Source organism: Roseibium sp. MB-4 (assembly GCF_053005265.1).
On the sequence record NZ_JBRKQB010000003.1, the window covers coordinates 59,650 to 80,685 of the forward strand.

The following is a 21,036-nucleotide window of genomic DNA, read 5'->3' on the forward strand; positions in this document are numbered from 1 at the left end:
CCTTCTCTGTCGTCATGGTCGGACTTGTTCCGACCATCCACTTTTCATCCTGAGTTCTGGATCCTCGGCACAAGGCCGAGGATGACGAAGGGGAGGTTTTGTTTCCAATGTAACCGATTATTCCGCTGCTTCCGTGACCGCCATCGGGTTGTTCGGATGGGTTGTCCAGTTGGCGTATTTCTCCTCGACCACCTTGTTGGTACGGGGATCAATGGTACCGGGGGCCATCTGCTCCATGGTGATGCAGTTCTCAACCGGGCAAACGTTGACGCAAAGGTTACAGCCGACGCATTCCTCGTCGATCACCTCGAACTTGCGTGCGCCATCCACCATGTTGGTGATTGCCTGGTGGGACGTGTCCTCACAGGCAATGTGGCAACGGCCGCACTGGATGCAGAGATCCTGGTCGATCTTCGCCTTGGCGATGTAGTTGAGGTTCAGATGCTGCCAGTCGGAGGCGTTCGGAACCGCCCGGCCGACAACCTGATCAACCGATGTATAGCCTTTTTCATCCATCCAGTCGCTGAGGCCTTCAATCATGTCCTCAACCACCTTGAAGCCGTAGGTCATAGCGGCGGTACAGACCTGCACGGACCCGGCACCAAGCGCCATGAACTCTGCCGCATCGCGCCAGGTGGTCACGCCGCCAATGCCGGAGATCGGCAGGCCATGCGTTTCCGGATCCCGGGCGATTTCGGCCACCATGTTGAGCGCAATCGGTTTCACAGCCGGGCCGCAATAACCGCCGTGGGCGCCCTTGCCGTCGACCATGGGGGCCGGAGACATGGCATCCAGATCGACGCTAACGATGGAGTTGATCGTGTTGATCAGGGAAACCGCGTCCGCACCGCCCGCTTTTGCGGCCTGCGCCGGTTTACGGATGTCGGTGATGTTCGGCGTCAGCTTGACGATACAGGGCATGCGGGAGTGCTTTTTCACCCACCGCGTGACCATCTCGATATATTCCGGCACCTGACCGACAGCGGATCCCATGCCGCGTTCGCTCATGCCGTGCGGACAGCCGAAGTTGAGTTCCACACCGTCTGCCTCGGTGTCTTCAACTGCCTTGAGGATATCGATCCAGTTCTGCTCTTCGCAAGGAACCATCAGCGACACGACCAGCGCACGGTCCGGCCAATCACGTTTGACCTGCTTGATCTCCTGAAGGTTGACCTCCAGTGGGCGGTCGGTGATCAGCTCGATGTTGTTGAGCCCGATCAGTTGCCGGTCCTTGCCGTGAATGGCGCCGTAGCGCGGCCCGTTGACGTTGACGACCGGGTCGCCATCGCCAAGCGTTTTCCAGACAACGCCGCCCCAGCCCGCCTTGAAGGCGCGGACAACGTTGTATTCCTTGTCCGTCGGCGGCGCAGAGGCCAGCCAGAACGGGTTCGGCGACTTGATGCCGATAAAATTTGTCGTCAGATCAGCCATGTGTCTCTCCCTCGGCCGTTCAGGCGCTCAGCGCGGCGTTGATGGCTTCCGCGGCGATCTTGCCGTCTTCGACGGCCGCGACCGTAAGGTCTTCACCGCCAGCAACGCAGTCGCCGCCCGCCCACACATCATCGAGGCTGGTCTTGCGGTCCGCGTCCACCACAATCCGGCCTTTTTCGAGGGTCAGGGCGCCACCGAGATCCGTGTCGACCAGAGTCTGGCCGATGGCCTTGAAGACCATATCAGCTTCGAGCGTCACGGTTTCACCGGTTCCGGTCAGGGATCCATCTTGATCCCGTGTCCGTTCCAGTTCAATCCCCGTGACCGAGCCGTTTGCAGCCACAAGTGCCTTGGGCTGTGCCCAAGTCATGATCTTGACGCCATTGGTCTGCGCAAGGTGTTGCTCATATTCGGATGCGTTCATGCGATCCTGACCGCGCCGATAGGCAATGGTGACATCATCGGCACCAAGCAGCTTGGTCTGAACCGCAATATCGACCGCGGTCATGCCGCCGCCAATAACGACCACCCGCCGGCCAACAGGAAGTTTTCCGAGATCATCGGCCTGCCGCAGATTGGCGATGTAGTCGACAGCATCCAGAGAGCCGCCTTTGTCCTCGCCGTCGAGGCCAAGCGCGTTCACGCCGCCAAGGCCAATGCCGAGGAACACGGCATCATAGGACGCGCGCAGATCGGCGAGGTTCAGATTTTCGCCCAGGCGCGTGCCGGTCTTGAGCTCGATGCCGCCGATCGAAAGAACAAACTCGACTTCACGGGCCGCAAAGTTGTCGACTGATTTGTAGGATGCAATTCCAAATTCGTTCAGGCCGCCTGCCTTTTCGCGCGCGTCGAACAGGGTCACATCATGACCGTGCATGGCAAGACGGTGTGCACAGGCGAGACCAGCCGGGCCGGCGCCGACCACGGCAATTTTTTTGCCAGTGCTGTCCGCCCGTTGATACGGCTGCGTTTCATTTTCGGCCATGTAGTGATCAGTAGCATAGCGCTGGAGCTGACCGATCTGAACCGGCTTGCCTTCTGCGACTTCGCGTACACACACCTGTTCGCACAGGGTTTCCGTTGGGCAAACCCGGGCGCACATACCGCCCAGAATGTTCTGGTCAAAGATGGTCTTCGCCGATCCGGTCGGATTGCCCGTTGAGATCTGGCGGATGAATTGCGGAATGTCGATGCTGGTCGGGCACGCTTGCATGCAAGGTGCGTCGTAACAGAAGTAGCACCGGTCTGCCTCGACCTGTGCCTCGTGCGGTTCCAGCAGCGGATGCAGATCGCTGAAGTTTTCAGCGTATGCGTCCTGAGGCAAGCGTCCGGCGGCAATATCGGGGCCGGCTTTGGTCTGGGTCATGAAGATCTCCGGAAGGTTGGCGATCGTTTTTGGGAACGGCATCCTTCGTTCTTTTGAGGCTGCTCGTTGAGGTATTGGGCAAAAATTTGAACAGTTAGTCAAATATTTTTAGAACAATTAAAAACTGGAGGAAAAGACTCAGCAATAATATTACTGAAACATCAGTGGTTTAGTTTATATTTTGGGCGTGATTAAATTTGCGCCATAGGGCAGAATAGTGCCAAACAAGCCGGTTCGGCTGGAATGTTTTCAATCAGATATGTCGATTTCCGGCAGCTTTGCGGATCGAAAAAACACGCCGTATGGCGGTCAGGTGGTGTCTTGGTGAGAGGAAAATACCCTTGAGCGGGAATGTCGAGACTGACCGATTGCTGCTCACGAGACCCAGACTTTCTGAGGTGCCTGAGCTCCACGGTTTTCTTGGGGATCCGTGGGCAATGCAGTTCACCCAAATTGACAAGAATCTGGCGTCATGCCGACGGCGGATTGCGGTCCATGAGTGGCGCCGCCGGCGGGACGGATTTGCTCCTTGGACAATTCGGGTAAAGGGAGAGCCGGAAATTATCGGTTGGGGTGGACTGTATGATGATCCGTTCGACCCAGGATGGGGGCCAGAGCTCGCGTTTTTCTTTCATCCCAAAGCTTGGGGCCACGGATACGGCGCGGAACTCTCGTTGGCAGCGCTTGAGGTCGCCGACATCAAGATTGAATTGCCTCTGGTGTCGGCGTTTGCGCACCCGGAAAATGTAGCATCCCAGAAACTGTTGCATAAGGTCGGGTTTCAGCCGGAGCGCCATGTTGAGAGCATGAACCGTATACTCTACCGACGGCGCCGCCCGGCCCGCTAAACGAGGTTCACTCCGGATACCAGAAGCGTGCCCTTTCCGCGCCCCGGTCTATGATGACGTGGGAGTTCGCGAAAACGCGGTAACTGTGGCTCCAATCGCCGTCCGGCCATTTGATTCGCACGTTTGCCCGTTCGGCAACGCCGAGGCCAAAATGAACAAACCCGAGTTGTCCGGAGGCATGCCCCGCACCGACTTCTATGTCTTTAACGATGGTTCGATTGCCCGTCTTGACGCTGATTTTTGCGCCGACGGCGCGGATATTCGCCGTGCCGGGCTGGCGGACGTCAATTGAGAGCCAGTTGCCGAGCGGGCGAGGTTTATCTGTGGAGCCAGCCCCGGCATTGCGGAACAGGCTGACCGGCGCGGACCGGTTCACCACCACGAGATCCAAAAGACCGTCGGAGTTGAAATCTGCAAGACCCGCTCCCCGGCCACGCCGGTCGAGCGCGATGCCGGAGACTTTTCCGGTCTCGGAGAACTTGCCGCTCCACTGGCCCAGCAGGAGGTTGTCCGGGTCGAACGCGGCAAAGTCGGGCATCGCCTCGACATTGCCCTTGGCGATAAAGAGATCCCAGAGCCCGTCATTGTTAACGTCCTGGAACTCCGAATGCCAGCCGGTCGAAGGCTTCAGATCATCGCCGGTGTAGGGTCGGTGCGCTGTCACACCAAGATCAAAGGCGATGTCCTGGTAGACGGGCACGGTTTCGTCCGCCTCATCATCCAGTTGTTGAAGCTTGGTGTCGCCCATGCTGGTCAGCGCATATTCCGGGAAGCCATCCACATTGAGATCGATGGAGGCGATGCCCATTCCCCAGATTTTCAAATGCTGCCAACCGTCCGTCTTGCGGTAAGGGCGTGGCGGCCTGCCCGGCGGAACAGCCCAGAGCTGTTCCTGGCCGCCGCGATAGTAATGCCGGTCATTGGAGATGCGCAGGGACGGCTCGCCCGAGCGGTTCCAGTCTGTAAACAAGATCGAGAGGCTGCAATATCCGGGTGACAAGCGGATCGGCTCCGGGTAGCTGACGCGTCCGTCCACAGATACTTCCGGCCGGAAGAGAAAGTTGTCGTGGCATGTCCCCCAGGGCGAGCCGGGCGCCGAGCGATCGACATAGTTCCCAAAGGCTAGGGTCGGGTAGGCGTTGCCATCCTCAAAGGTTGCGGAAAAGGCTGTTGTCCATTCCCGTCCGCCGTCGAAGCCGAGCGCGCGGTTGGCAACGTCGAAGGTGCAGTCGCCCGTGCCTTTCAGGATCAGGTTTTCACCCAGTCTCAAGAGAACAAGATCAAGGATGTCATCGTTATCGACATCCAGCGGGTAGGCGCCGAGCACCTTGGAGAGCTGCTTGTCGTTTGGGCCATAGTCCGAAACCGATTCGAAGTTGAGTTTTCCGCCCGTGAGGCTTTGGTTGCGGTAAAGCTTGGCCGGGTTTTTGCCGCCCGCCAGAAACATGTCGGGACGGCGATCGCCGTTGCAGTCAAAAATTGCAACCCCGCCGCCGACGAAATACTCCCATGCCCCGTCGTAGGTATGCGTAATGCCAGCTTTTGCGGCTTCTTCTACAAAAGAGGGGATGGGGGCGAGCGAGGTCTGACCGTTTGCCAAGGCCGAATTTGTCAGACCCGTGCAAACGCCTGCTATGCAGACTAGAAGTCCGGACCGTCTAAAAATCATTGGGTGATCTCCAGACTGCGCAGGAAGGCGATGATGGACTGGCGGCCACCCTCATCGAGACTGGCATAGGCCTTGCGGCTGTCGGCAGCATCCCCGCCATGGGCAAGGATCACCTCGTTCAAGGTCGTCAGGTCGCCGCGATGCCCATAAGGGGCCGTGCTTCCGATCCCCCAGAGTTCCGCCGTGATGAAGACATCCCGTGCCACGAACCGTTGCGCCAGGAGCTCGTTGCCGAGTGTGTCATTGGCCGGGTCAGCGATCTTGTGGCGTTTCAGGTCGCCGAAGAGCGGGACCAGAACGCGCCCGCTGTCATCCCTTGGCAGGGTTTTCACCCACTCCAGTGTTGCAAGATCGAGCGCGAGCGGCTGGTCCACATCGCTTTGACGCAAGGTGCCTGCTGTGTCGAATGGACCCGGATCTTGAAAGACAAGACTGTCGAGTGGCAGGGCCGGGACATGGCAGGAGGTGCAGCCGATCTCGTCAAAGATCAGTTCACCGCGTGCAGCGGCTTTTTCCCAGATTTCCGGCATGTCCTGTTTTCTGCCAGGCGGTGGCAGGATTGCCTGCCAGGCAACGAGCGCCGAGATTTGCCCATCGCTAAATTCTTGCGCGAACCCGTCTGCATCGAAATCATCTGTCCCGGTCCAGCGGGCACCGAACCGTTCATCGGCCTGAATGCCGTGATGATCATTCATCGCGTTGACTGTGAATTGGCGCAGTGATGCAAAGACACCTTTTTGACCGAAGGGCCGAAGAGTCAGATCGTCGTCAATTCCGTCCAATTCAGACACATCGAGAATTCCGTCCGGATGTGCGGTGAGGCGCCCAAACGAAATTCCTTTAGTCTCTAGATCCACTGTTGCTGTGGATCCGGTTGTCCTGGCGTCTTGAAGGACTGCGCTGCGCTGGGCGCGCAGATCCGTCGTCATTTCCCGGGCGAGCAACTCGATCAGGCCCGCGCCCTGCAAGGCGTTGGTGTTGCGCTCGTTCGAGAACTGCGGGTCGATCGTGTCGAAGTCTGCACTTTCAAAACCTTCGGACACGAAGACATTGACGGCAAAGGATCCTGCACCGCCCATGACCGGTTCATTGTGACAAGACGCGCAAGCGTTGGCGTCCGGACCAGCCAGCCGCTGAAAAGTCAAATGAGACTGCCGCCGGACTTTCGTTGGCACGATGGCACCGGTGGCATCCGGCCGGCCGGCTCCATCGAGGCTGGTGAACTTTGCTTCGAAAAGCGTTTCGCCAAGCGGCTGCAGCACAGGTATTGGATCTTTTCCGGACTTCGCCAGAGCGTTGAGATCCACATCTTCCAGGATGGTTCGTTCGCTCCACGGGGGCAGCGTTTCATCAGCGAGCCCGTGTGCGGGGAAAGCCGCCAGAGCCGCAATGCCGATCAGGAGAGAATTGCGCCTGGTCATGAAGCTTCCCGCCTCGGCGCTTTCACTTGCGCTCCCAAGAAATCCATATCGAGCCGTTCCATCGATTGGGCCACCAGACCTGTCCTGATGAAGTCTTCGTTCCAAGGCATCACATCAAGTGTGAAGTTGTTGCGCAAGTCCTCGACAAGCGCATCTTTCAAGCCTTCCCACACGCCTTTTTCCATGAACGTGTAGGCCCGCATCGCAGCGCCTGTCAGCACGATGCGTTTCGGGTCGATCAGGGCAATCACTCTGGCGAGCCCGTATCCGAGAACGCGGCCGGCCTGGTGAAATGCCTTACGGGCGTTTTCATCACCCGCGTCCGCAGTTTCAATCAGTTTTTCAAGACCTTCGACGCCCGCCTTAATATCGGCCGGGTCTGTGTCTTCAGGCAGTTGTGACGCGGATCGCACCAGCGCATAATCGGAAAGATAGGCTTCCAAGCACCCTTTCTTGCCACACCGGCACAAAGCGCCGTCCGGAATGTGATTGGCATGTCCGAATTCCGCAGCTGTGCCGCTGGCACCGGAAAAGAGATGGTTGTCGAGGTAGAGGCCCATACCAACGCCATAATCGAGCATGATCACCGTGAACGTCCCGCTGTACCGCTCCGGATCCGACCAGTGCAGGGCCTCGGTGATCATATTGGTATCGTTGGAAATATAGCAGTCTGCGCCAAAGGCCTGATGCAAGGGGGCGACCACCGGTATCTTGCGGCCCGAAAACGCCGGACTCCAGGCGACCAGGCCCGCTTCGGTTTCCACAACGCCTTGTGCTGCCACACCAATTTCCTGGACTTGCGCCTCGGAGATGCCAGCATCTGCAATGAATTGGCGGATGGCAGCAATCAGGACCGGAGGAAAACTGTCTGCATCGGCGGTGGCGCTGTCGTACTGCGTTCTCAAGCTCGCTGCGATTGTGCCGGCAAAATCAACGAGCGAGAGATCCATCGTGTTCACGGAGAGGCGGATACAGACCGTGTAGGCGGCTTCCGGATTGAGCCGCAAAAGCGTTCGCGGACGCCCACGGGCCTGATGCGATTTCGGTTCATCGCTCTCCGCGCTGATGATCAGTTTCTGATCGAGCAGATCGGAGGTGATTGCCGTGACGGTGGCTGGGCTCAGCCGCGTTATTTTACCCAGATCAATCCGGGCTGTTGGACCATTTCGCCGAAGTGCCTGTAGAACAATGCTTCTATTCTGCCGCCGGATCTGATCCCGGTCCGCCTTGCGTGTCATGATGTTTGCGCTCGCTCCCAAATCATTTTCTTACGCCGCGTTTTCCGGGCTTTTTGGCGATTTTTTCTTCGAAGTCCTCTCTTCGAAGTCAAAGTTTCGCAAAACCATGTTGACAGGAGCCGCGCTTTAGAGCAACTTTTTTTCGGGGTCCAAAAAAAATAACAATAAGGCTGTCCCATTTTTTACCGGATCCGGTCCGGCCACAAACAAACGTGTTTCAGGTGCTGCGCTTCGACATCATGCGGCACCGATGGGAGGAATGATAACGATGCGCAAGTTCACCACATTGCTGGCGGGCGCCCTTGTGTCCGCAACTGCTCTGACCGCTGCCCACGCTGAAGACATCGTGGTTGGTGTTAGCTGGTCCAACTTCCAAGAAGAACGCTGGAAAACTGATGAAGCTGCGATCAAGTCCGCTCTGGACGCTGCGGGCGCGAAATACATCTCCGCCGACGCTCAAAGTTCTTCTGCCAAGCAGCTCTCCGACGTTGAAGCGCTGATCGCACAGGGCGCAAACGCTTTGATCATCCTCGCCCAGGACGCGCAGGCAATCGGCCCGGCTGTTCAGGCTGCGGCGGACGAAGGCATTCCGGTTGTCGGTTACGACCGTTTGATTGAGGATCCGCGGGCATTTTACCTGACCTTCGACAACGTTGAAGTTGGCCGTATGCAGGCTGCTGCCGTTCTGGCTGTACAGCCGAAGGGCAACTATGTGATGATCAAGGGCTCCCCGACCGATCCGAACGCAGACTTCCTGCGCGGTGGTCAGCAGGAAGTTCTTCAGGCAGCAATCGACAGCGGCGACATCAAGATTGTTGGTGAAGCCTACACTGATGGCTGGTTGCCGGCGAACGCTCAGCGCAACATGGAGCAGATCCTGACCGCCAACGACAACAACGTTGATGCAGTTGTTGCGTCCAACGACGGGACTGCGGGTGGTGCAGTTGCTGCACTGACTGCACAAGGCATGGAAGGCACCCCGGTTTCCGGTCAGGATGGCGATCATGCTGCCCTGAACCGCGTTGCCCGCGGTACGCAGACCGTGTCCGTCTGGAAAGATGCACGGGATCTTGGCAAGGCCGCCGGTGAAATCGCCGTTGCGCTCGCCAACGGCGGTGAGATGTCTTCGGTGGACGGCGCAAGCAGCTGGACTTCACCAGGTGGTACCGAATTGACCGCGAAGTTCCTGGCTCCGATGCCGATCACCAAGGACAATCTGACTGCTGTTGTTGATGCCGGCTGGATCTCCAAGGACGATCTGTGCCAGGGCGTCGAAAACGGCCCGGCGCCTTGTAACTAAGAACAACAACGAAACGGTCCGGGCTCTGAGCCCGGACCGCATGATCGGGGCGCCGGAGAGGTCAGTCCCCATGGGCTGGCCACCCGGCTTTTGAAAAAGCAAATGGTCTCCAAGCAGGAGTAACCGCAATGTCCGATACGGCACTGTCCGGCTCTAAGAGCCCGACGGCACGAAACTTCTTTACCGCGTTGCAGCTGGATACGCGCCTTTTGGGCATGATTGGCGCGTTCATCGTCCTGTGCCTGGTGTTCAATGTGTTCACCGAAGGCCGGTTCCTGACCCCGCGCAACATCTTCAACCTGACAATCCAGACCGTATCCGTTGCGATCATGGCAACAGGCATGGTCTTCGTCATCGTCACACGCCACATCGATTTGTCGGTTGGCTCAGTGCTCGCCACTGTTGCAGCTGTGATGGCAGTGGTCCAGACGGATATCCTGCCGCAATTCATGGGGCTCGGACACCCGGTAATATGGGTGCTGGCCATCCTGTCCGGTGTTGTCGTCGGAGTGATCATCGGCGGTTTCCAGGGTTGGATGATCGGCTATCTTGGAATTCCTGCCTTTATTGTCACCCTTGGCGGGCTTCTCGTCTGGCGGAACGTTGCCTGGTTCATCACCTCCGGTCAAACGATCGGGCCGCTCGACGACACTTTCACGATGATTGGTGGCATCGGCGGGACGATGGGCGAAACCGGGTCTTGGATCTTCGGCATACTGGCTGTTGCTGCCGCTCTTTGGCTTCAGATCGCTTCGCGCCGCCGCAAGTCCTCGCATGGGTTCCCGGTCAAACCGGTCTGGGCGGAAGTCACCATGGGCGTAATCACTACCGCGGCTATTCTCGGGTTTGTTGCGATCCTGAACGCATACGACATCCCGAAAGCCCGCTTGCGCCGTATGTTTGAGGCATCTGGCGAGACACTGCCGGAAGGCCTGACCATGGGCTATGGCATTCCGTATTCCGTCGTCCTTCTCATTATTGTGGCTGTGGTCATGACCGTTGTTGCTCGGCGCACACGGCTCGGCCGCTACATCTTCGCGACCGGCGGCAATCCGGATGCAGCGGAACTTTCCGGCATCAACACACGGTTCTTGACGGTCAAGGTGTTTGCCATCATGGGCGGCCTCAGTGCCCTGGCCGCAGCTGTCGCCGCAGCCCGCCTCGGGTTCTCGACCAATGATATCGGCACGCTTGACGAACTCCGCGTCATTGCAGCCGCGGTTATCGGCGGAACGGCGCTGGCCGGTGGTGTCGGTACGATCTACGGCGCAATTCTCGGTGCTCTGATCATGCAGTCATTGCAATCGGGCATGGCGATGGTTGGGGTGGATGCCCCGCTCCAGAATATTGTTGTCGGTACGGTGCTTGTGCTCGCCGTTCTGGTCGACATCATCTACCGCAAGCGCACGGGAGAGTAATAATGACCGCCCCTCTCGTAGAAATGAAAGACATGTGCATCTCCTTTGGCGGGGTGCGCGCAGTGGACCATGTCTCTGTTGACCTTTTTCCCGGCGAAGTGGTCGGTCTTCTTGGCCACAATGGTGCCGGCAAGTCGACGCTGATCAAAATCCTGTCCGGGGCCTACAAGGCCGACAGCGGTGAGATCCGCATCAATGGCAATGAAGTGCATATTCATTCGCCGCGTGATGCGCGGGCTCAAAACATTGAGACCATCTACCAGACGCTTGCGCTGGCAGACAACCTCGATGCCGCGTCGAACCTATTTCTAGGCCGGGAGCTGACGTCGCCGCTCGGGTTCGTCGACGACGATGCCATGGAGGCGGAAACCCGCAAGATCATGGGCCGTCTCAACCCGAACTTCAAAAAGTTCCATGCGCCGGTGAAAGCCTTGTCTGGTGGTCAGCGTCAGTCCGTTGCGATTGCCCGGGCCGTTTACTTCAACGCGAAGATCCTGATCATGGATGAGCCGACAGCCGCGCTCGGGGTGCATGAAACCCAGATGGTGGCTGAGCTCATTCAAGAGCTGAAGAAGCAGGGACTCGGTATCTTCTTGATTAGCCACGACATCCACGATGTCTTCCAGCTATGTGACCGGATTGCCGTCATGAAGAACGGCCAGCTGGTCGGAACGGCAAAGACCGGGGATGTCACGGATGATGATGTCCTCGGCATGATCATCCTGGGCAAATGTCCTCCAGGCGCAACTCCCGGACCTGGCGCGATTGTTGACGACACGGTCGTCGGATAGACTTTTTGGCCCGCGCCATGGTGCGGGCCATCCCTCGAATTGACCGCAATCATTGTTTGGGTCAGTTCGGACGATTTGCCAATGCCGGGCCTCAAGGTTGAGGTTTCGGCATTCTTTTGAAACCAAAATGAGGAACGCACCTCATGTTTATTGGCCTTGATATTGGTACCAGTTCGGTCAAAGCGATTTTGCTGGATGAAAACCAGGCGCTTGTAGCCTCTGCAACGGCGGAGTTGACGGTGCAGCGTCCGCACCCGGGTTGGTCCGAGCAGGATCCGGAGAGCTGGTGGACCGCCTGCGAAACGGTCCTCGACAGTTTGAAGCAGCAAGTGCCCTCAAAGATGGCCGCAGTGAAAGGCATCGGATTGTCCGGTCACATGCATGGGGCAACTTTGCTGGACGCGGATGGCAAGCCATTGCGCCCCTGCATCTTGTGGAATGATGGCCGGTCCGCAAAACAATGCGCGGATCTTGAAGCGGTAGAACCGAAGTTCCTGAGCCTTGGCGGCAATCGGGTGATGCCGGGTTTCACGGCCCCAAAGTTGCTGTGGGTGCGTGAGAACGAGCCGGAAGTCTTTGCAAAGACGGCCATGGTTCTGCTGCCCAAGGACTATGTGCGTTTTAAACTCACCGGGATCTATGCCGGGGACATGTCCGACAGCGCCGGAACGCTCTGGATGGATGTGGCAAAGCGCGACTGGAGCGACGAGCTTTTGGCGGCCACAGGTTTGACCCGCCAGAATATGCCGCACCTCGTGGAAGGGTCTGACGTCTCAGGTGAAGTGACGTCAGATCTGTGCGCCCGCTGGGGATTTGACAAGGCTCCGGTTGTTGCCGGCGGCGGTGGCGACAACGCCGCATCCGCCTGCGGGGTCGGAGCGGTGGAGCCGGGTTCCGGGTTTGTCTCGCTTGGCACGTCCGGGGTGCTTTTTGTCACCAATGATCGCTTCTCGCCCAATGTGGAAAATGCTGTCCATGCCTTTTGTCATGCCGTGCCAAACACCTGGCATCAGATGGGCGTGATCCTGTCGGCGACCGACAGTCTCAACTGGCTGGCAAGCCGGCTGAAGAAGGCTCCAGGGGAATTGACGGCTGCGCTTGGGGGCGCAGCCGGGCCGTCAAATGTTTCTTTCCTTCCGTACCTCGGGGGCGAGCGGACGCCTCACAATGATGTGGCGATCCGGGCCGGGTTCGCCGGGATTTCCCATGAAACGGGCGATACTGAGCTGACCCATGCCGTTCTGGATGGGGTGGCCTTCGCCTTGAAAGACTGCCTCCTTGCGTTGACCTCTGCCGGCACGAAAGTTGACCGTTTGCTGGCTGTTGGCGGCGGGTCCAGATCTGAGGTCTGGCTGGAGATCATCGCCAGCCTCCTGGAAGTTCCGATCGATGTCCCAATCGACGGCGATTTCGGGGCCTCTCTTGGCGCTGCCAGGCTCGGTCAGGCTGGGGCCCTTGGTTCCACAGAGGGTGTTTTCAGCAAACCCGCACTTCGAACAACCATTGACCCCAACCCAACCCTTATTCCCGCTTACGCCGATGCTTATCAGCGCTGGCAAAAACTGTATCCGGCATTCAAGCAGGCCGGTTTTTAAGGAGATACTTTCATGAGCACTGGATTTTTCGGCGATCTGCAGCCGATCCAATTCACTGGCCCCGATAGCCGCGATCCATTGACCTACCGCCACTATAACAAGGACGAAGTCGTCTTTGGAAAACGGATGGAAGATCACCTGCGGCTGGCGGTGTGTTACTGGCACAATTTCTGCTGGCCGGGTTCTGATCCTTTTGGTGGCGAGACCTTCAACCGCACCTGGATGGCAGCGGGCGGCGACCCGATGGAACAGGCAGGGCTCAAAGCCGACGTGGCCTTTGAGATGTTTCAGATCCTCGGAATGCCTTTCTTTACCTTCCATGACCGCGACATTGCGCCCGAAGGCAAGACGCTGGCGGAAAGCAATGCCAACGTGAATGCGATTGCCGACATCTTTGAAACGAAGATGGCCGAGACCGGGGTGAAGTTGCTTTGGGGAACGGCCAACATGTTCTCCAACCGCCGGTACATGTCCGGCGCTGCGACCAATCCGAACCCGGATGTCTTTGCCTATGCGGCAGCCCAGGTCAAAAACGCCATGGATGTCACCCAACGCCTGGGCGGGGCGAACTATGTTCTATGGGGCGGGCGCGAGGGGTATGAGACCCTTTTGAACACGAATATCAAACAGGAACTGGACCAGCTCGGCCGGTTCCTCAACATGGTGGTCGAATACAAGCACAAGATCGGTTTCAAGGGCGCGATCCTGATCGAACCCAAACCGCAAGAGCCCTCCAAGCACCAGTACGACTATGATGTTGCAACCGTTTACGGCTTCCTGAAAGCTTACGGCCTTGAACATGAGGTCAAGATGAATATCGAACAGGGCCACGCAATCCTTGCCGGCCATTCGTTCGAGCACGAGCTGCATATGGCCCGCTCACTTGGTATTTTCGGGTCCGTTGACATGAACCGGAACGATTACCAGTGCGGTTGGGACACCGATCATTTCGGAATGAATGTGCCTGAGCTGGCACTGGCCTATTATGAGATCTTGATGGCGGGTGGCTTCACGACCGGCGGTACAAATTTTGACGCCAAGTTGCGGCGCCAATCCCTCGACCCGGTTGATCTGATTCAGGCACATGTGGGCTCGGCGGACGCTATTGCGCGTGGCCTCAAGGCGGCGGCTGCCATGATCGAAGATGGCCGAATGAAAGGTTTTGTCGAGGATCGCTATGCGGGCTGGAAGAAGTCGGAGAACCAGGAAGTTCTGAAGGGCGGGAGCTCTCTTGAAGCGCTTGCCGAACGGGTACACGCACAGGATCTTGAGCCGCAACCGGTGTCCGGAAAACAGGAATATCTGGAAAGCCTTGCAAACCTTTTTGTCTGAATTTCCAGACGACGTTTGGGTCCCGGCCTTGAGCCGGGACCCAACCCGCCATGATCCGGGCTCAGGGCCGGGAAAGCGTTCCGGGAATGAGTGTCACACTTTCTTCCGGTCGAGCTTGCAGCGCTCGGAACAATACTTGACCTCGTCCCAATCCCGCGCCCATTTCTTGCGCCAGGCAAACGGCCGCCCGCAGGCCGCGCAGATTTTCTGTGGCAGATCGCCTTTGCGGCGCATTTTCATGTCGCGTCCCCAAAAAGATCGGCCTGATCCGGATGGGCGGCGGATTTCCGGGTGCGGCGGCGGGGTTTTTCCTGCCCGCGCATTGGTATCCCGCTCTTGCGGCTGCCATGCTTGGTCTGGATCCCGGAGGCTTCCGATCGAAATGCTTGTCCCTTGCGCACGGCCCAGACCTTGTCCCGCGCCTCCTTGGCAGCCGACAGATAATCGACAACGGGGAACGGATAGGTCTTTCCGAGGACCTTGCCGGCGTTCTCCGCTTTCCAGGGTTCATGAATATGGGCCGGATCGATGTCTTTGAGTTCCGGGACCCAGCGTTTGACGAACACGCCGTCAGGATCCTGATCCTTGCCTTGTTTCACCGGATTGTAGATCCGAATTGTGTTGATTCCGGTGGTGCCCGACTGCATCTGGATCTGGGACCAGTGAATGCCTGGTTCATAGTCGGTGAAGAGGCGTGCCAGATGCAGGCCGGGTTGGCGCCAGTCGAGCCAGAGGTGATAGCTCGCAACCGCCGTCAGCATGGCGCGCATCCGGAAGTTCATCCAACCGGTCGCGGTCAGCGCGCGCATGCAGGCATCGACAAAGGGAAGCCCGGTCTCACCGCGTTGCCAGGCTTGAAGCCTCTCCGTATCGGGCGTTGAAGGCCGCAAGCCGTCATAGGCGCGATGCAGGTTTTTAAATTCGAGGCGCGGCTCGTCCTCAAGCTTCTGCATGAAATGGCAGTGCCAGTGCAAACGGCCTGAAAAGGAGCGCATTGCCCCCTGCCATGTGCTGCGGCCTTTGAATTCCGCCTGCTTTATCTCTGCTTGCCGCGCCCATGTCGCCTGCGCCACTTCCCGCATGGAGACTGTTCCGAAGGTGAGGTAAGGCGACATGCGCGAGCAGGCTTCAAATGCCTTCACCGGTGTTGCCATGGCCGCACGGTAGGGTTTTCCGCGGGTGAACAAGAAGCTTTCCAGAGTTTCCATAGCTGCCACGCGTCCCCCAATCTGCCGATCCGGGCAGGGATCCGCGGCAAGTTTGAGGTCAGCGGCGTTGGGCAGCGGATCTGAAGACAAGTCGGAAAGGGGTTTGAGTGCGGGTGGGTCAATCGGTTGCTCCGCCATAAACCGGTCCCATAGCCCGGCCCAGCCATTGCGCGACTTCAACCGCCGGATAACGCCTGTCTGGCGGCACTCTGTCCAGGGGACAGCATTGGCCCGGCACCACGCAGCAACCTCCCTATCCCGTTGAAACGTCCAGCCGTTGCCAGTTTCTTCGTGGGACCAGAGACCGGCGATCCGATAGCGCTGGGAAAGGGACGTCAGCACATCTGTCACCGAGCCGGTGCGAAGTATCAAGGGCTGTCCAAGGCGCGAAAGCTCCTGGTTCAGCTCCTGCAACGATTCAGACAAAAATGCATAGTGGCGGGCCGACATGTCCGGTAGGCGCCACAGGTCCGGCTCTATAACGTAAAGCGGCAGAACAGGGCCCTGCAGGCTCGCACGCTTCAGCGGCGCGTGATCGAAAACACGCAGATCTTTCTTGAACCAGGCGATGTGGATTGGTTCTAACACGAGTACCCAGGTGATTTGTTTCCGGAGTTATACGTGGCAACAGAATGCTGGATTTGTAGGGCTAGCCTAAAGTCCGTCGTTCAGGTGGCGGACCTCCGGATCGACAAGAGCGTGCAGCCTGTGTGCCGTATGCTGGGCAAAACGCAACGTGACGGCTTTTCGAGTTGCAGCAGCAACCTTGTGTTCGGGTGCATCGCGCAAGATCTCTGCGCCGTATCCATCAGAGACGATAAGACCAGCTTCTTCAGGAAAAATATCCAACGGAACATCTGGATGGGTAGCGAAGAAGAACCGGTCGCAGTGTTGACGATAGTCCGGCCATTTGTGGTCGGCGCGAAAGTCGGCCACCGACGATTTCACTTCGATAATCCAAAGTTCGTGTTTCGGGCCAAGGGCCAAAAGGTCCGCCCGGCGTGCGGAAGCCAACGTGACTTCCGCAGCGCAGGCAAACTTGCGTTGCCGCATCAGCCGCGCCGCGCCGCGCCATACCTTCAGTGCTGTTTCCGATTGCCGCCCGTCCGCGAGCGGATCATCGAGCTCTATTCGGCTGCCTTCTGAACGAATATCGGTTTTCATTCCACTTTTGTTCCATTTATGTTCGAAAAATGCAAGCAGCGGAATCGCAGAAGTTGACGTGGCAAACGAAAACTGTCTCCATCATGCTTACGAAGGGAGCTGCGCGGACGGAGGAACAGCTCTTTAGGAGGGGAAGTGGTTATGAACCGTTGGGTGATCGCTGCGTGTTTTTGTGCGGCCGCAGCTGTGGCAGCCGCTCCGGCCATGGCTGGCAAGGGCGATCTCAAAAGGTCTGTTCCACGCTCTGCACCGCTGCTTAAGGGCAAGACCCTGGACCTGAGATTTGCAGATTTCGCGCAAGGCATCTGGGTGCGTGATTTAAGCAATTGTCCGGCACCCCGGATCGACCGCAATGACCCCGGCGCTGCCATCGCGATTTATCGCGGGCTTTTGGAAACGCCAAGCCGCATTTGTCAGGTCTATGGTGCTGAAAAGGACAAGCAATTCACCCAGCGGGCGGCGATCAATTGCCTCTTGAATGACGGCGGTGAGGCGATCGAGCTCGTGACCGTACAGCCGCGTGGCACCAATGGCCTCATCGTGCAGGAGGGCGAGCGGGCTCCGGTGCATTTCCGGTTCTGTGAAGCCATTCAGCCCGTCCTTCAGTCGGCCCAAAATAACGACAACTGATCGGCCAAAATCGAAGAAACTTGGTTCAGATTTCCGGTCCGGCCCAAACATCGGACCGGGCGGCTTTCTTTGGAGTGCGTGATTCTGAAATATGCGTCGTCAGAGGATCCAGTGTGACCAGCGCATCATATTGGCTGAGAAACACTTGGCCCGTTAGATGATCAAGGAAATCCGTCCGTTTCAGCCGGTCCATCACAGGCCCCTTGACCTCAGAAAGGTGAAAGGAAACGCCGGAATCGAACAGCCGGTGATTGATTTCTTCCAGACTTTCGAGAGCGCTGGCGTCAATTTCATTCACCGCCGGGCACATCAGCACGACGTGCTCGATGTTCGGCCGGTCCGCGACAAGAGCGTAGATTTTGTCTTCCAGGAACCGGCTGTTGGCAAAGAACAGGCTTTCATCGACCCGTAAGGTTAGGACCCGCTCTCCGGTCACGACCTCGTGCCGATCGATATTCCGGAAATGCTCTGTGCCGGGCACCACGCCAACAATGGCCATATGCGGTCGGCTGTTGCGGTAAAGATAAAGCGCGATGGACAGTCCGACCCCGGCGACAACGCCCTGTTCCACGCCGAAAAACAGCGTGATCAGGATGGTTGCGGCCATCGCTGTAAAATCGCTTTTCGAGTAGGCGAATGTCCGCTTTATTGCACCGAAATCGACCAGCGACAGCACGGCAACAATGATCGTTGCGGCCAGTGTCGCCTGCGGAAGATGGGTGAGGAGCGGCGTCAAGAAAAGCGTGGCGAGCGCAATGCCGACGGCGGTATAGGCGCCGGCCGCCGGCGTGGCCGCGCCTGCATCGAAGTTGACCACAGACCGCGCGAATCCTCCGGTGACCGGATAACCGCCGGACAGCGCTGAGGCGATGTTCGATGTTCCAAGACCAATGAGTTCCTGATCCGGTTCGATCCTTTGGCGTTTCTTGGCCGCGAGGGTCTGTGCGACGGACACGGATTCCACAAAGCCGATCACGGATATCAAAAGCGCTGGGCCCGCCAGCGCCAGCCACAACTCGCTGTCGAAACTGGGCAATTGCGGCATGGGCAGGCCGGATGGGATATCACCGACGATCCGGACGCCCTTGTCGCCAAGGGAGAATAATGCCGAGGCGAGTGTCGTCACAGCGACAGCCGCGACGGGACCGGCCTTGGTCAGGATATCGGCGAAAAACGGTTTGAAACCAAGGCCGAGCAGCAGTCTTTTCAGACCTTTGCGCACCCAGAACAGGAACGCGGTCGCGCCAGCGCCAATGACAAGTGTGATCCAGTTCACTTCATCGAGATGTGCTGCGATCGAAAGCAGGATCTCGTAAAGTGTATGACCGTGGGCGGGAACGCCCAGGATATGTTTCAACTGGCTGGAGGCAATCAAAAGCCCTGATGCAGTGATGAAACCGGAGATCACCGGGTGACTCAAAAGGTTTGCCAGGAACCCGAGCCGGAACAGCCCCATAATGACGAGCATCAATCCGGAGATGAAGGCAAGGGCAATCGCAGCGCCGAGATATTCGGGGGTCCCTTGAGCCGCGAATTGACCGACGGCAGACGCTGTCATCAGGGAAACAACGGCAACGGGGCCAACGGCGAGTGCCCGGCTGGTGCCGAATACGGCATAGGCCACCAGCGGTGCGATCGACGCATAAAGACCGACTTCCGGAGGCAATCCTGCCAGCAAGGCGTAGGCAAGCGATTGTGGAATGAGCATGATGGTGACAATGACCGCAGCGATCGTGTCGCTGGTTGCCGTCGTCTTGTCGTAGGTTTTGCCCCATTCGAGGATGGGGAAGTAACGCTTCAATCCGCTCATGTTTTGCCTGATGGTGTCAAGAACTCTGGCGTGGTCATGCCACATCGCCGGGAAGACTGCATAAAGAAATCGAGCCGGTTTCCCGGCTCGAAAGAGAATTAGGGGCAAGCCTTTTTGGTTAGGCTGCCGTGACTTTTTCCGGTCTGGCCATCCACTCCTTACCGCGCAGCATGGCGCGCCAATAAATTGGAGGGAGAATCCGTTCCTTCAAAAGCCACGCGGTCCGCGTTGGCTTGGTCCCGTCCACCAGCCAACGCGGGAAGCTCGGCAACAGCGTTCCGCCATAGCCGAATTCTGCAAGAACTATCTTTCCGCGCTCAACGGTGAGCGGACAGGAGCCATAGCCGTCGTATTGCGCCGTTGCGCTGTGACCTTTGATGTCCGAGATAATGTTTTCCGCCACCACCGGTGCCTGCTTGCGCGCTGCTGCCGCGGTCTTCGCATTGGGCGCGTTCATCACATCGCCAAGCGACCAGATGTTGTCATAGGTCTTGTGACGTAATGTTGCCTGATCCACGTCGACCCAGCCGGCAGCATCGGCCAGCGGCGAGACGCGAACAAAGTCCGGCGCCGTCTGCGGTGGCGTCACATGGATCATGTCGAATTCAACATCGACTTGCAGCGGATCCGTCCCAGGTTCTTTGATCTCAAACCGGGCTTTCCTGGCCGGACCGTCGATCGAGATCAGATTGTGGAAGAAATTAAGTGTCGCATCGTAGCGCTCTACATAGTCCATCAGGGCGGGGACATAGTCCTTTACGCCAAAGAGGACCCCGCCAGCATTCATGAACTGGATGTCGATGTTGTCGATGCGCCTTGATTTGGTCCAGTGGTCCCCCGAAAGATACATCGCCTTTTGAGGGGCGCCCGCACACTTGATCGGCATTGGCGGCTGGGTGAACACGGCCCGGCCTGACTTCATCTCCTGCACCAATTTCCAGGTGTAGGGCGCAAGGTCATACCGGTAGTTGGATGTCACGCCGTTTTTGCCGAGCGTGTCGACGAGACCTTCAATGCCGTGCCAATCCAGTTTCAACCCCGGGCAGACCACAAGCCGGTCGTATTTCACCACGCGGCAACCATCCAGAATGACAGCGTTGTCCTTCGGTTCAAATGCTGCCACGGCAGATTTCAGCCAGTGAACGCCTGCGGGGATCAGCGAAGCCATGGTTTTAGCCGTGTCGGAGGCATCAAAAATGCCGCCACCGACCATGGTCCAGCCCGGCTGGTAGTAATGCACATCGGCCGGGTCGATCACGGCGATATCGAGATCATCGTCCCGGGACAGCAGGCTGGACGCAACCGATATCCCTGCAGCTCCTCCGCCGACGATGACGACATCAAAACGGGCATCTTCCGCAGTTTCCGTCGGTGTCCGACCGCCATTTGCGATCCGGCGGACAACACCTGCCATGTCGTAACCAGCGGCTTTGGTTTTTGTCAGAATACCAGCGACCGGCAAGGTATTGGCCTGAGACAGAGACCAAAGCGTTGCCGAGCGGGTCCCGGTCCGGCAGTAGGCAAGAACCGGTTTCGGCAGCAAGGCAAGATGCGCGCCAAAGGCATCGGCATCTTCATCCTGTACCTTGCCGGCCGTAATCGGCTGGTACCGGACTTCAAGGCCGAATTTCTTGGCCGCAGCCTCGATTTCCTCAAATGTCGGCTGGTCGGCGGCTTCTCCATCCGGCCGGTTGCAGATGATTGACCGGAACCCTTGCTGTGCAATGTCCGGCACGTCCTCCGGCATGATCTGCGGGCAAACCGAAATCTGCTTGTCTATGGATGCCACCTGCATGGCTGCCGCCTCCCGTTTTT

17 protein-coding genes are annotated in these 21,036 nt (G+C 58.1%); 7 read left to right on the forward strand and 10 right to left on the reverse strand.

Going from position 1 to position 21,036, the window contains the following annotated elements:
• Positions 1–117 precede the first annotated feature (117 nt).
• Together preA and ACVDG4_RS16890 are read right to left on the reverse strand one after the other, a co-directional pair.
• On the reverse strand, positions 118–1,431 hold the full coding sequence (gene preA, locus ACVDG4_RS16885) for an NAD-dependent dihydropyrimidine dehydrogenase subunit PreA (RefSeq protein ID WP_447235964.1): 1,314 nt from the start codon (positions 1,429–1,431) through the stop codon (positions 118–120).
• Between the two features lie 19 nt (positions 1,432–1,450).
• Positions 1,451–2,797 (reverse strand): NAD(P)-dependent oxidoreductase, encoded by a 1,347-nt coding sequence (locus ACVDG4_RS16890; RefSeq protein ID WP_447235965.1) that lies wholly within the window; start codon positions 2,795–2,797, stop codon positions 1,451–1,453.
• Between the two features lie 302 nt (positions 2,798–3,099).
• Here ACVDG4_RS16890 and ACVDG4_RS16895 point away from each other — a divergent pair, with 302 nt between their 5' ends.
• Positions 3,100–3,645, forward strand: coding sequence for a GNAT family N-acetyltransferase (locus ACVDG4_RS16895; RefSeq protein ID WP_447235966.1), 546 nt, complete (start codon positions 3,100–3,102; stop codon positions 3,643–3,645).
• A 7-nt stretch (positions 3,646–3,652) separates the two neighbouring features.
• On the opposite strand, the gene ACVDG4_RS16900 is transcribed toward ACVDG4_RS16895, so the two are convergent.
• From ACVDG4_RS16900 to ACVDG4_RS16910, 3 genes are read right to left on the reverse strand one after another with little or no spacing between them, the layout of a single operon-like run.
• Positions 3,653–5,314: a CRTAC1 family protein gene (locus tag ACVDG4_RS16900; protein ID WP_447235967.1), complete on the reverse strand. Its 1,662-nt coding sequence runs from the start codon at positions 5,312–5,314 to the stop codon at positions 3,653–3,655.
• The gene (locus tag ACVDG4_RS16905) at positions 5,311–6,735 is read right to left on the reverse strand and encodes a di-heme oxidoredictase family protein (protein WP_447235968.1); all 1,425 of its coding nucleotides are present in this window, start codon (positions 6,733–6,735) and stop codon (positions 5,311–5,313) included. Before ACVDG4_RS16905 ends, ACVDG4_RS16900 begins: the two co-directional genes overlap by 4 nt.
• Positions 6,732–7,973 carry an ROK family protein gene (locus tag ACVDG4_RS16910; protein WP_447235969.1) on the reverse strand — a complete coding sequence of 414 codons (1,242 nt, stop codon included), beginning with the start codon at positions 7,971–7,973 and terminating at the stop codon, positions 6,732–6,734. The genes ACVDG4_RS16905 and ACVDG4_RS16910 overlap by 4 nt, the downstream gene beginning before the upstream one ends.
• Before the next feature lie 268 nt (positions 7,974–8,241).
• Here ACVDG4_RS16910 and xylF point away from each other — a divergent pair, with 268 nt between their 5' ends.
• The 5 genes from xylF (at position 8,242) to xylA (ending at position 14,409) form a co-directional block, all read left to right on the forward strand.
• Positions 8,242–9,273 (forward strand): D-xylose ABC transporter substrate-binding protein, encoded by a 1,032-nt coding sequence (xylF, locus tag ACVDG4_RS16915; RefSeq protein ID WP_055673696.1) that lies wholly within the window; start codon positions 8,242–8,244, stop codon positions 9,271–9,273.
• 128 nt (positions 9,274–9,401) lie between these two features.
• A complete protein-coding gene (locus ACVDG4_RS16920; protein WP_447235970.1) occupies positions 9,402–10,691 on the forward strand; it encodes a sugar ABC transporter permease in 1,290 nt (429 codons plus the stop codon).
• A 23-nt stretch (positions 10,692–10,714) separates the two neighbouring features.
• A complete protein-coding gene (locus ACVDG4_RS16925) occupies positions 10,715–11,482 on the forward strand; it encodes an ATP-binding cassette domain-containing protein (protein WP_008197073.1) in 768 nt (255 codons plus the stop codon).
• A 143-nt stretch (positions 11,483–11,625) separates the two neighbouring features.
• The gene (gene xylB, locus ACVDG4_RS16930; protein ID WP_447235971.1) at positions 11,626–13,077 is read left to right on the forward strand and encodes a xylulokinase; all 1,452 of its coding nucleotides are present in this window, start codon (positions 11,626–11,628) and stop codon (positions 13,075–13,077) included.
• A 12-nt stretch (positions 13,078–13,089) separates the two neighbouring features.
• On the forward strand, positions 13,090–14,409 hold the full coding sequence (gene xylA / locus ACVDG4_RS16935) for a xylose isomerase (RefSeq protein ID WP_447235972.1): 1,320 nt from the start codon (positions 13,090–13,092) through the stop codon (positions 14,407–14,409).
• Positions 14,410–14,502: 93 nt separating this feature from the next.
• Here the strand turns inward: xylA and ACVDG4_RS16940 are convergent, their stop codons facing one another.
• From ACVDG4_RS16940 to ACVDG4_RS16950, 3 genes are all read right to left on the reverse strand, one after another.
• Positions 14,503–14,649, reverse strand: coding sequence for a DUF2256 domain-containing protein (locus ACVDG4_RS16940; RefSeq protein ID WP_447235973.1), 147 nt, complete (start codon positions 14,647–14,649; stop codon positions 14,503–14,505).
• Complete coding sequence (locus ACVDG4_RS16945) at positions 14,646–16,205, reverse strand: FAD-binding domain-containing protein (protein ID WP_447235974.1); 1,560 nt, start codon at positions 16,203–16,205, stop codon at positions 14,646–14,648. The genes ACVDG4_RS16940 and ACVDG4_RS16945 overlap by 4 nt, the downstream gene beginning before the upstream one ends.
• Before the next feature lie 66 nt (positions 16,206–16,271).
• Positions 16,272–16,781 carry an MmcB family DNA repair protein gene (locus tag ACVDG4_RS16950; protein WP_428529287.1) on the reverse strand — a complete coding sequence of 170 codons (510 nt, stop codon included), beginning with the start codon at positions 16,779–16,781 and terminating at the stop codon, positions 16,272–16,274.
• A 141-nt stretch (positions 16,782–16,922) separates the two neighbouring features.
• On the opposite strand from ACVDG4_RS16950, the gene ACVDG4_RS16955 reads away from it, so the two are divergent.
• On the forward strand, positions 16,923–17,411 hold the full coding sequence (locus tag ACVDG4_RS16955; RefSeq protein ID WP_166672709.1) for a hypothetical protein: 489 nt from the start codon (positions 16,923–16,925) through the stop codon (positions 17,409–17,411).
• Positions 17,412–17,436: 25 nt separating this feature from the next.
• Here ACVDG4_RS16955 and ACVDG4_RS16960 read toward each other — a convergent pair whose 3' ends face one another.
• Together ACVDG4_RS16960 and ACVDG4_RS16965 are read right to left on the reverse strand one after the other, a co-directional pair.
• Positions 17,437–19,221 carry a SulP family inorganic anion transporter gene (locus tag ACVDG4_RS16960; protein ID WP_447235975.1) on the reverse strand — a complete coding sequence of 595 codons (1,785 nt, stop codon included), beginning with the start codon at positions 19,219–19,221 and terminating at the stop codon, positions 17,437–17,439.
• 118 nt (positions 19,222–19,339) lie between these two features.
• Entirely contained in the window at positions 19,340–21,016 is a 1,677-nt protein-coding gene (locus tag ACVDG4_RS16965) for a bifunctional protein tyrosine phosphatase family protein/NAD(P)/FAD-dependent oxidoreductase (protein ID WP_447235976.1), read from the reverse strand.
• Between the last annotated feature and the right edge of the window lie 20 nt (positions 21,017–21,036).